This is a genomic window from Natronorubrum halophilum (assembly GCF_003670115.1).
GTDB lineage: Archaea > Halobacteriota > Halobacteria > Halobacteriales > Natrialbaceae > Natronorubrum > Natronorubrum halophilum.
This window is the reverse complement of the sequence record NZ_QQTY01000006.1, coordinates 163,895-175,117: the sequence shown is the minus strand read 5'-3', so window position 1 is coordinate 175,117 and position 11,223 is coordinate 163,895. Positions and strand designations below refer to the sequence as shown.

The 11,223-nt window shown below is 55.2% G+C and carries 9 protein-coding genes and 2 pseudogenes; 5 read left to right on the top strand and 6 right to left on the bottom strand.

All coding sequences use genetic code 11. From position 1 onward, the window contains the following. The 5 genes and pseudogenes from DWB23_RS22005 to DWB23_RS21985 all read right to left on the bottom strand — a co-directional run. A pseudogene (locus tag DWB23_RS22005) lies at nt 1-967 on the bottom strand (VirB4 family type IV secretion system protein); the annotation flags it as partial. A gap of 5 nt (nt 968-972) precedes the next feature. After that, on the bottom strand, nt 973-2,184 hold the full coding sequence (locus DWB23_RS22000) for a hypothetical protein (protein ID WP_121744798.1): 1,212 nt from the start codon (nt 2,182-2,184) through the stop codon (nt 973-975). Further along, entirely contained in the window at nt 2,185-2,874 is a 690-nt protein-coding gene (locus DWB23_RS21995; RefSeq protein ID WP_121744797.1) for a hypothetical protein, read from the bottom strand. 175 nt (nt 2,875-3,049) lie between these two features. Then, nucleotides 3,050-4,807: a hypothetical protein gene (locus DWB23_RS21990; protein WP_394341765.1), complete on the bottom strand. Its 1,758-nt coding sequence runs from the start codon at nt 4,805-4,807 to the stop codon at nt 3,050-3,052. A 48-nt stretch (nt 4,808-4,855) separates the two neighbouring features. Beyond that, on the bottom strand, nt 4,856-5,224 hold the full coding sequence (locus DWB23_RS21985; protein WP_275086331.1) for a pilin: 369 nt from the start codon (nt 5,222-5,224) through the stop codon (nt 4,856-4,858). Between the two features lie 1,369 nt (nt 5,225-6,593). On the opposite strand from DWB23_RS21985, the pseudogene DWB23_RS21975 reads away from it, so the two are divergent. The 4 genes and pseudogenes from DWB23_RS21975 to DWB23_RS21960 all read left to right on the top strand — a co-directional run. Next, nucleotides 6,594-7,705 (top strand): annotated as a pseudogene (locus DWB23_RS21975) (transposase); the annotation flags it as partial. 184 nt (nt 7,706-7,889) lie between these two features. Then, nucleotides 7,890-8,987 (top strand): hypothetical protein, encoded by a 1,098-nt coding sequence (locus DWB23_RS21970; protein ID WP_238717536.1) that lies wholly within the window; start codon nt 7,890-7,892, stop codon nt 8,985-8,987. An 89-nt stretch (nt 8,988-9,076) separates the two neighbouring features. Further along, entirely contained in the window at nt 9,077-9,601 is a 525-nt protein-coding gene (locus DWB23_RS21965; protein WP_121744795.1) for a site-specific integrase, read from the top strand. 385 nt (nt 9,602-9,986) lie between these two features. Next, on the top strand, nt 9,987-10,658 hold the full coding sequence (locus DWB23_RS21960; RefSeq protein WP_162989934.1) for a tyrosine-type recombinase/integrase: 672 nt from the start codon (nt 9,987-9,989) through the stop codon (nt 10,656-10,658). On the opposite strand, the gene DWB23_RS21955 is transcribed toward DWB23_RS21960, so the two are convergent. Further along, nucleotides 10,655-10,852 (bottom strand): hypothetical protein, encoded by a 198-nt coding sequence (locus DWB23_RS21955; protein WP_162989933.1) that lies wholly within the window; start codon nt 10,850-10,852, stop codon nt 10,655-10,657. The two genes, DWB23_RS21960 and DWB23_RS21955, sit on opposite strands and share 4 nt — an antisense overlap. Before the next feature lie 109 nt (nt 10,853-10,961). Between DWB23_RS21955 and DWB23_RS21950 the strand changes: the two genes are divergently transcribed. Beyond that, on the top strand, nt 10,962-11,213 hold the full coding sequence (locus DWB23_RS21950; protein ID WP_121744915.1) for a hypothetical protein: 252 nt from the start codon (nt 10,962-10,964) through the stop codon (nt 11,211-11,213). Nucleotides 11,214-11,223 lie beyond the last annotated feature (10 nt).

The following is an 11,223-nucleotide window of genomic DNA, read 5'->3' as shown; positions in this document are numbered from 1 at the left end:
ACGTCCAGTACTCCTTCGTGACTCGAGCGAGGTCATACGCGTCGACGGGGCTGATCGAACACCGATAGAGCGACGACCCACCACGTCGGAGTTGCGCGAGTCGCGATTCTAGCTTCTCTTCTTTGAGTTGGTCACGTCTGGACTCACTCACCCCCTCAGACTGAAAGCGACCGAAGAGCCGCCCAAGTGCTGGTACATCTGCAAGGTAAGCTAGAACGCTGTCACCGGTTTCGTCGAACTGCTCGATGTCGCTGTCGGTCACCGCCGTGATGAGATAGTACTCACGGATTGTGGTCGTCTCAGAGTCCAGATCTCCGTTTTCGTTAGTATTAGCTGCGACGTACTCTTCGAGAAGGCGTTTCAGGACTGGCCGCGAGCGAACGTCAGCATCGCCAAGCCGATTTTGATGTTCGCGAACGACGTCGTCGTGATCAACTTCGCGGCTGGTGATGTAGATCTTCGCGGGAAAATCGACAGTCGAATTCACGAACTCCGAGAGTGACTGGACAGCCTTCGCCCAGGCGTCATCATCCTCGAGGGCCATATTCGCCGGCTCGACTTTCATGGCTCCGACAAGTGCACCGTCAGTTCGTTCGATCGCGTGTGGGTACACTCGATTGAGGCGGGTCAGATAGCGAACTTCGCTGTTGTCCTCCCCGCCATGTGTGTACTCCTTGTTTTTGATCGCCCACCCGAATCGAGCGACGAGCCACTCGGTGAGCCAGAGGTAATCGGGCTTGACCTTGTGAAGCAAGAAGAGGAGAATCGTGCACATACATCCGAATCCGAGGATCGGGATCGTGAGCGCGGATGGAACGAACGTCGCTGCGATGACGGTGACGAACGCGACTGTGAGAAACAGCATAAGTTCGCCAATCGTGTAGCCCTGGAAGAACGCTGTCGTGCCGCCCAGCGATTGGTGAATCTTTCGTGCATTGTATTCGCTATCGGCTGTGTTCGAACTCATATCGATCACCACCTCGAGACCTTTTCTTTGGTGTTTCTGAGCCCTTGCTTAGCTTTGGCCGATGTTTTCCGTGTAGCGCGTTTGGCGTCATCTTTGGCTTTGTCGCGTATTCGTCCTGAATCCGATTTCCGCAGTGTGTTGTACTGACTGGCGTGCGCCCTCGTCGCGTTCGCTGATTTACCGAGTTTGTACGCTTTCGAGTTACTACTCCCGAGTTTCGTCTGACCGCTTTTCGTTACCGGGCCGAATTTTCCGTTTGCGTAGCCACGATGAACGTTTCGAGCGCCGCGTACGGCACTCCCAGACGCGGCTTTTGCTTTACTGGCACCAGCAGCAGCCGATGCCGGATTTGTGGCGGTAACGCTCTTCTGAGCGATCGTTCGAACGGCGGGGCTACTCCAGTAGACGGTCATGATCATCGCAATAACCGCTGCGGGAATCAGCGTCAATCCAATGAGTAGCGAAAAAAGTTCATTTTGGCCGAGTGTCTCAATACCACCGACTTCCCACCCAATCCGGAAGAGAAGCGCCGCTGGAACTCCAGCAAGGATGAGGCCAGGATAAATCCCTGCTACTCGACGGGCCATGTTCGCAGCTGGTGTGAATGGCCAGGCTTCAAGCGCCCAGATAACCCCCAGAAGCGGCATAGTGACCGTTAGCACGAATATTCCGATCCATCGGAGAGCAACGACGAATCCAGCAACAACTAAGAAGAAATTTGAGATGACAACCATCGCGAGGATTACAAACGTCCCTCCAAGAGTCGCTTGAATAAGTCCGCCAAGACCTGCGGACATATCTTCTATTGGAGCGATCGTTGTCCCAATTGCGTCGACAAATTGCAACGGGATCGAAACTAACGGGAACCAAACGAACGTTCCCATGAACACGATTCCGAGACGTCTCATGAGTCGCTTCCGACGATACGCACTCATCGACCCTGCGCGGAGCCCGATGAACGAGAACGAAATAATCACCATCATAATCGCCAAGGGCATAATATACGCCAGATACACATCCTGATACAAACTTGCCCATGGCTCTCCACTTGGAGTTCCAACAACGATATACTGAGAGTTAGATTCCGGCGCCGGAACACCGACGATGGGCTCCAAGAGCGCTCCGTAGATATCGTTTACTAGCCCAAGAATTGCGTCGGTGAGCCTCTCAATAACGTTTTCAATCGCATTTTCAACTTCGTTTTGGAGCCATGCCATCTAATCGTCACCTCCATCAGATAGCGATTCACCTGGGCCCTCCTCAACGATAGTAAGATCACACGATTGTTCCCCACCATACTCGATTTGCTGTGTGTAGGATGGATCTGATCCTACTTGGACGACAGCTGTCACTGTCATCGGTTCTGTCCCTAACTCGCTACAGTCCAGTGAACCTCCTGCACCACTTGTCTGATAGATTTGACCAAATGAATAGGCAGTCGTCTCTCCGGGCGGCAAGCGTATCTCATGGTGATACGAGACTGTATCGTCTCTACCTAACTTGGCGGCCGGTGCGCCTTTCCACTGAAGTTCTGTAAGTAAGGAGGGAATCGTCCCCACGTTCTCTATAACAACTGCCGCGTATTCATCCCAGACTGGTGAATTCTTCTCCCAGTCCATATCTGGATTCTCTGCCGCCCAGAGCACGTCGGTGATTGTGCACTCTGCATCGAGCGTGATCGTCGTCGAGTCAACCGGTTCATCGGCTTCACGATTCTCGAGGGCGACGAGTTCATACTCACCAGTGTCGATATCGTCTTCAAACCTGCCGAGGATATCGAATGAGGCTTCGGTGTCGTCATCCTCGAGACGGGCTTGATCGAATAACTCGCCATCTGGATCGACGAGGTTGATGAATTTGGCCGAACTCTCTCCAGTCACTTCGACCTCGAGATTCTCGTCGTTCATCTCGACGTTCGCGAAGATATCGCTGTCTTCGGTGTCGAGTCCAGAGCCATCCGCCGAACTATTATTTGAAGGACTTGAGGGAGAATCCGACGTACAACCTGCGAGGACGGCGGTACTGAGTCCGATGGTGGCAAGGACTGATCGGCGAGCGATACGACTCTTGTGAGTTGGATTGTTATCTGTCATCGGTATCTGTAAGTCCAAGAAACGTGCCGTCTGTCAGGCAGTCAAACCCGTAGACAGCCAAGGAAACTGGCAGGAACCAGAGCAGCGTCACGAGCGCTAACTCGACGAGTTGAGCAAACTTCGGATACTTCGGTGGGATCTTTGCCCGATCCTCTGCAGTAGCGTACATCGTCTCCGCACGCCACCAATCCTCGGCAACGTACGTTCCATCGACCAAGAGCGATGGTCGCTCCTCAAGTTGGAGGCGGGCCATCCCACTGGCGTTGAGGGGAGCCGACTGGTTGCCGACTTCCACGCGCCCAGTCGTCACCGGTTCTCCAGTCGCGTTTTCCGTAACTACTGCTTCGACGACCGCTCCCGAGGAATTGACCTCGAGAACGGTCAGGTTGAGATTCGTTTCGCGAACGGTCCCTTCGTTCTCGAGCGAGACTGATTGTGACTGGCCACGAACGATTCCGTGAACGGTCACTGTGTCGAACGAATCTGCTGCGAGGGATTCCGATTGCAGTGCAACGGACGACGTATTTACGTACTGATCGACAGGCGTAACGTCGATGTCGTCACCGAGGGATGGGGCCTCATGTTCACTCCCCCAGGTTGCTTCGATCTCGAGTGGTGGTTCGACAGTATCGGCCGCGCCACCCGCCACGTCTGGTTCCGCCTGCATTGGTACCGCGTAGAGTTGCGCCGGACGAACGGTGGAATTCGCTCGAGTCGCGCCTGATTCGGTGCGTGAGACCATCGTGTGCCAGCCGTCTGCGCCTGCGGAATAGAAGCGCCAATTCCCGCGAACCTGTGTGTTGTCGTCGATATCGATCCCTGACCAGACGGTACCCGGGTGAACGACAGCACCGGTGCGGTTGTCATCGGCTTCGAACGCCATCTGGTTTCCATCGGCGGTGTCGACTCGATTGACGGTAGTGTTGACCGAGTCAGTTACTGTGAGCTGTTCGGAAGGGTGGTTGATTTCTGTCTCCCACGAACCCTCACAGGAGTCCGTGCTCTGATTATACTCGTCACACGTCCGCTCCTTCTGACGAAGTTGAGCGGAGATCTCTGCTTCAACTGCTAGCGTTGGGTCGCCTGACAGACTGCTGTACTCGAGGGACGACCGATGGCTTGCGTTGGAATCGAGTTTCAGACCATCTGCCTCGAGGGTGACACTCTCGAGATCGGTCTCCTCGAGCGACCATTCGTCCCGTACTGGTCCGCTCTCACTGTCGTCTGGCACTTCGACTCGGTAATCGGATATCGCGAGAACCTCACCCTCCGGCGCGATATACGTCGTTGACTCGTTCCCCGACTGGAGAACCGTCGACGGATTGACTGCAAAGATGCTACTGTATGCGTCTTTGATGAAGCGTCTATTCTCAAGGGCTGCTGCCTCGGGGTGGATCGATGTCTCTTCATCACCAGCGGCGTAGTCGTCGAAGTCACCGCTATTCCAGCGTTCGACATCCTCGATTGGGTCGTCGAACAAGTAGTCCGTCGATCGCGAGAGGTGCTGTGAGAACTCCGCAGGCGAGGACGCATTCTCTGTTAGGTCATCACTCGAGAGGTTCGCCTGATCTGTATCTTCCGACCACAACAGCTGAAATCGCGACTCGTTGACACCATAATCAGGGCCGTCCACGGGGAGCGCTGTACTCGAATTCGTCTCTGGTGAGGCAGATGCTGTAGTGTTCATCAGCCCAATGGCGAGACTACTCGTAACGAGGAGGACGACAACGATCACCGGCCGGAGCATGGTCATCGACAATATGGTGTGGGAGGTCGTGTTCGGATGTGTTAGGATCTAGAACGGCTTGACACAACTGGAGAAGTTGAATCCCATCTGGCTTCCGACGTTGTCGATGAGTTCGGGCGAGATAAGGGCGAGGACGATGATTCCGAACCCAATACCCGACATAACCAGCCGCTCTTTGGCGGTATTCTTCTTCTCGGGATTTCCTCCGGCACGCATGTACGAGAGGCCTGCCCGGCAAACGTAGAAGCCCGTTGCAGGGAGCCCGAGTCCGGCAATCGCACCGAAGACAATGGTGATCCCGGTTTCGACGCCAGTCCCACAGTAGACATCACCCACATCCGACTGGGCAGTCGCTGAGCCAGTCATAATGACGAGGAATGCCATCCACATGGCGATCGAGAGTACCTTCGGTGACATTCGGACAAACAGGGATCGGAATTGCTCCGAGAACGTGGAGTGCTCATCAGGACGTTCGGTAGACTGTTCGGCGGAATCGTGATGGGGGCTATTACTCATATGGGGCAATTTCTGGGTGTAGTGCGTGAAGCCGTGGCTGGTCGTCCTCGTCGTTGGACAGCGATTCAATCAGGCCCTCGAGATCGTACTTTGTACCATGAATCACATCGGTAACCAGTACGTCCCAGTCCTGAGGGGTGCTCTTGCAACTGGTCAATCGTGTAATCAGTGTGTCTCGGACAGATCTGGAGACAATGGTGTTGCTACTCCACCTGAGTAACACTGCGTTGGCAGATATGACCAGAATTCGTGTGTGAACAGTATTGCGCAGCATTATTCTCTGATCTAATGTCAGCACTGAATACTCATTATTGGTATTACATAATAATTACTATTATGGGTGGTGGTTGATGATTTATCATCTACTGAGAGTTATCTATCGAGATTGGCTATTAGAGAGGTTAAAACATAAATTAATTAACTTAAAATGGTTAAGATACCAGTATAAACCCGCTGAAACGGCCCTTTCTGCTGGAAGACCGGACACAATTGGGTTGACGACTCGTTCGTGGGGTCCGGAAAAGAGTGCTCTCGCTGCGGTGCATTCGATGATGTCGATCACGAATTTTATCAGTGAGCAGCACTCTTCGCGATCGGCTAATCAGTGGTGCAATTGCTGTGTTAGTCACCGCTATCGGATACTACGACATAGTAGGCGTATCTTCCTGGGATCTACTCGCGTTCGTACCGAACAGCTTGCTCCTTGTGCTGGTACTGTTCGCTGCAGTGGTTATGGTACAAGGATGGTGTGGCTTTCACCCACTGATTCACGCCCGAAGCGATATTTCACGGAATAGAGACGCTTTACACGGCCGGCTGTGGTGACCGGCCAAGCGTGGACGATGGGAACCATGGTCCCCGCTCACTTTCGCCGGTGGATTCACGATTCCAGAGTCCCGACTGTTGCCTATGTTCTATCCCCGAACCCAACGGTTTCGCGGTCGCTCCCCACCCGGTCGCCCCGAGTGGACGGTCTCGACAGTCGCCCGACGCTCGAGTAATCACTCGGAAACGACGTCGTGCGCTGTCACCGGGCCGACGTCGCGCTCGACGAGTCGCACTATTTCGTGACGCTCACTCGAGAGACGCCCGGTCGGTTCCAACCCGAGGTTTTCGAACACCTGTCGTCGCCGATGGCGCACATGATCTCATCTGGGAAGTCGACAGAGGAGATTTCTACGCACCTGAGGTGCGTCCACTGAAGGAAGTCGAACCGACGCTTGATGAGATTGATGACGAACCTGAGAACGGTCCCACGTTTACCGATGCCAAAATCTCTCGGACGACCCATCTCGCACGCGATCACACCTTCGAATTGTTCGACTCTGGCCGCGCACAGAACGCGACCTACGAGGACACTCGCTTTCTCGAGTTTCAGGCGTTTCTCGGGATGGCTGGTTGTGGAACTTCGCAGGGTGCAACCCGGTTCCAGTTCCGTCGTGGGACCGAATATGGTCCTCATGGCGACACACACCTTCGGACAGTCAAAAAATTTGACCCCGAAGACCTGATATCCGGGTTTCAAGAAGCGACTGACCGGCTGCTATCGGTCATCCAGTCGGAAGTCACGTTCCGTCGCCCCGTTACGGTAGCCATCGATATCACGACGCTCCAGTATTACGGCGACGTCGAGGGAATGGGGATGGTTAGTGGAACAAAAGACAGTGACAAACGAGCGTTCAAATTTGCGACGCTCTCGATTGTCGGGTGGAATATCCCGCTTGTATTGGCTGTCGAACCCGTCCGGGAGAGCTCGGCATGGGACGAAAACCCACCAAATCGAATTCACAGTGTAGTCCGACGACTTGTTCGACGCGCGCAGGAGCTCGTTCCGATAGAAATGATCTTGTGCGATTCCGAGTTTGACGCGAAGCCGGTCTACCAGACGTTGTCGAATCTCGACGTGAACTATCTCATTCCGAAGCGAACGTACAGCTCCGAGCGGGCGGCTATCGAGAAAATGAACGATGATTGGCAGAACGTAGCCGTGGAATCTGCGACCGTTCATACTAAACGGGGATCGCACGCGATGCAATTTCTGTACGTCCCATCGACGAAAGGAGAGGGTACAGCAGTCTTTGCGACGAATCTCTCAATCGGGCCAGACGAGGCCGAGACGTTTTGTCGCCGGTACAACCGTCGCTGGCAGATCGAGAACGAGTACAAGTCGATCAAGAACGACTTCCTTGCGAAGACTTCTTCTAAGGATTACCGCGTGCGGCTCTTTTTTTTTTCGTCTTCGCAGTGTTACTCCACAACGTCTGGCGGCTCACCGATTTCTTGTTGAAGACGGGTGTCGGATGTGAGATAGACTACGCACCGATTCTCACAGCCGGTGAGTGTGTCGAATTGGTTTGCTCAGCGCAGATACCGCCGGATTAACTTTTACCCAACTCGGGCCGCCCGTCGTGAGTGGCGACACTCTACGAGACGTCGAATTCTGACGCGTTTTCGCTCACTTGCTGAGATCAATCCGAGAAGTATAGCTGAGACCTCACTAACGTGGCCCATTCGAGCCACGATTGGCCCGGAAAACACGAGAAAATAGCCTATCCTCCGAAACTGTGTGAAAAAGGATTTCATCACGCAAGCGAACTGGTTGGTCTGGCACCGACTGACGTGGGATAACGATACGAAAGTCGCCGGGCGCGTGCTCGGCAGCGAGTACCGCGAGCGCGTCGCCGATCTCAACGATGGGGAAGCGTTCGTGCAAACCGACTGGGGAGCAGACCGCGTTGACCGCGTGCAATTCCGACGGAAGCGCACGTTCGACGCGGGTGCGACGCCCGGACTCGAGGATTTCGACCGCCCGGAACTAAAATCCGTCGGCGAGAATCTGGTTTCCGAACTCGAGGAAATCAGCGCCCAAGAACAGCGCCGACAGGACCGGGTGGCACAACTCGAGGCGGAACTCGAAGACCGTGAAAACCGAATTGACGAACTGGAGCAGAAGCTCGAGAGCCAAGACGATATCGCGGCGGCGGCCACCCAAATGGCCGATGCCCTGTCGAACCACGGGGCCGACACGGAGGCTGATACGTCCGCGCCCGTGTCTGAGGTCATCGAGGAAAAGAATCGCTTAGAACGCGACCTCGAAGCCCGCGAGGACCGAATCGCTGATCTCGAACGCGAGGTAGAATCACTCCGCGAGGAACTCGCCGACCGGCCGACGCTCGAGGACTTCGAGACCGCACGGGAGGCGACCGAACGACTCGCGGATGCGTTCGGCGTCGGAACCGACGGCGAATCGGGGAAGTGGAAGCGCAAGTTCGAGGCCGCACAAGAACGAATCGATGAACTGGAGGCCACGCAGCCGACGGTCGATGTCCCCGACGACTACGAATCGTTTGTCGACGACGAGTACGTGCAAGAGGTGATCGACGAAGCGAAAGACGAAGGCTCGCCGCGGTATGTGCGAGCGGTCGTCGCCAGTATCCTCCGCCGCGGTGGTCCGGTCCCGCGCGAGGAAATCGCCCGCGATATCGATATCAAGTCGGACACGAACATCGAGAAGGGAATTAAGCCGTTGGCCGATCGCGGGATAGTGACGACCGACGGCACCGGGCCGGGGAAAACGATCGACTTCGACCTCGAGAACGTCCAAGTGATTCACGAGCAACAGGCTCGGAAAGAGCGGACGGAAGAATTGATGGACCAGTTCTGACGGGTCCACCCGAGACGGCGAGATAATTGGTGATTCACCGATCGGGGTGCGAGGATCGTGTTCTCGTGTGGTTCGCAACTGAGCGAACCATGAACCTCGAACCAATCGACCCGAAAACCGCAGTTGAATTGTACCTCGCCGAGCGCGAGGCCGAAGCGGCCGAATCGACGATCCGCTCGCACGGAGCACGACTGAGCCACTTCGTCCGCTGGTGCGGCGAGCGCGACATCGACAACCTAAACGACCTCACGGGGCGGAAGCTCCACGAGTACCGTCTCTGCCGACGGAACGACGGCGACCTGAAGAAGACGACTCTGAAGACGCAGATGGACACCCTCCGGGTATTTGTCCGGTTCCTCGGCACGATCGACGGCGTCGATCAGGACTTGCACGAGAAGGTCCGATCGCCCGATCTCCGCCCGGGCGAGGGCGTCCGCGAGGTGATGCTCGACCAAGAGCAGGCTGAGGCGGTTCTGGACCACCTCGAGCGGTACGAGTACGCGTCACTTCCGCACGTGACGCTCGCGTTCCTTTGGCACACGATGATTCGGATGGGAGCCGCGCGCTCGCTCGACGTCGAGGATATCCTCCGAGAGTGGGGACAGGATTTTTGAGAGGCTCAATCAGCTATAAGTCCGAGAATCGAGTCATTCACTTTGAAAAGACATTTCAGTGAATAATATATAAGAGAATATTGATGCCCAATCGACTAGCTGTACACTTCACGGCAAGGCGCGAAAACAAGGTCCAGACATGTCACGAGGTACAGGAGGGTGATAACGGCCTCCACCTCGTTAACGACCATAGTGAACAGGTGGGATACGTTCCGTATGACAAACTTCAATTCGTAGAGGGACTGGTAGACGAGTAACAATCTCTTAAAACGCGGTTTGTTTGGTTGTGCTATTTTGCACGTAGAAGCTTAGAGACGTCTAATTTCTGGATTAGTGAACGTCACACAGACATACATCTTAATTATGGATGCGGCCCATTATGTATATGGTTCGCCACTCCCACCAAGACGCGCTTTCTGAGTCTGAGTTTGAGCAGCTCGTCGAAGCGACCGACGAACTCTCGAAACCGTACGACGCCGAATGCCTGTTCGTGTTAGTAGCGGCAGGACGTCTCGGCATGCGGGCCGGCGAGATCTCGCACCTTCGCGAGTCGTGGATCGACTGGGACACCAACCAGATCCAGATCCCACGGTTCGATCCGTGCGACCACGGCAAGGGCGGCACTGTCTGTGGCTACTGCCGGGCTCAGTCTAATCTGGCGGTCGAGAACGGCACCTACGAAACTCTCGAGGAAGCCGTCGAGAACCGCTGGGAACCGAAGACCGAGAATAGCGCACGCGCAATCCCGTTCGACTACGATGATTTCGTCGAGACCGTGGTCTGTGAGTTCTTCGACGATCGTGACTGCTGGCCTCACTCGCGCGTTTCCATCAACCGGCGTGTCGATCGGATCCTCGAGGCCGCCGGCTATCCGACGTCCAAGTGCTACCCGCACTCGTTGCGTGCGACCGCTGCGAGTCACCATGCCTATCGTGGGCTGCCAGCGGCCGCCCTCCAGTCGCTATTCGGATGGTCGAACCTCCAGACCGCGCAGAAATATCTCCGGCTCAGTGGCGGTGCAACGGCCAAGGCGCTCAAGGACGCCCACGCAGACTAATCTTCGAGGATAGCTTCTATCTGCTCGCGCGTCGCGTCGTCGAGATCGTCACGGCGCTCATCTAAGACCACGCGCGCAAGTACGCGATTCAGTCCTTCGTTCAAATTCTGGCTTCTCGGTACGGTTTCCTTCCATTCTGCCCACAACTCATCAGGGCAATCGAGTGTATACTTCGTCATTGCGCTGGTACTCATGTACGCCGCCACCTACTACTTATAGCCACTTGTAGTTATTGACTACAGTGAACAACAAGTGATTGTAGTCACCAACAAGTATTAGTTGTTGCATGTTGTAGGGGTTAGTATGGCAGAGACAGACAGCGATCAAGTTGAATCGTTCACTGACCAATACGATCCGTTGGTCGGCCACGCATCAACGATATGGGGAACGCAACTGCTGACGTTCGGTCTTGTGCTCCAGATGTGGAATGACATGAGGGGGCTTTCCGGGATCGGAGAGCCGACGGCGTTGTTGGTGATGATATTGGGAATCGTGGTGTTCGCGTTTCCCATGATCGTTGCGGCGTACAGAACAATCCGAGGTGGTTCGGAATGAACGGTGAATC

Excerpts from the sequence above, each read along its gene's own strand:
- DWB23_RS21985 (WP_275086331.1), bottom strand. The coding sequence starts at position 5,224 with ATGTCACCGAAGGTACTCTCGATCGCCATGTGGATGGCATTCCTCGTC.
- DWB23_RS21965 (WP_121744795.1), top strand. The coding sequence starts at position 9,077 with ATGAACCTCGAACCAATCGACCCGAAAACCGCAGTTGAATTGTACCTC.
- DWB23_RS22000 (WP_121744798.1), bottom strand. The coding sequence starts at position 2,184 with ATGGCATGGCTCCAAAACGAAGTTGAAAATGCGATTGAAAACGTTATT.
- DWB23_RS21960 (WP_162989934.1), top strand. The coding sequence starts at position 9,987 with ATGGTTCGCCACTCCCACCAAGACGCGCTTTCTGAGTCTGAGTTTGAG.
- DWB23_RS21955 (WP_162989933.1), bottom strand. The coding sequence starts at position 10,852 with ATGAGTACCAGCGCAATGACGAAGTATACACTCGATTGCCCTGATGAG.
- DWB23_RS21990 (WP_394341765.1), bottom strand. The coding sequence starts at position 4,807 with ATGCTCCGGCCGGTGATCGTTGTCGTCCTCCTCGTTACGAGTAGTCTC.
- DWB23_RS21995 (WP_121744797.1), bottom strand. The coding sequence starts at position 2,874 with ATGAACGACGAGAATCTCGAGGTCGAAGTGACTGGAGAGAGTTCGGCC.
- DWB23_RS21950 (WP_121744915.1), top strand. The coding sequence starts at position 10,962 with ATGGCAGAGACAGACAGCGATCAAGTTGAATCGTTCACTGACCAATAC.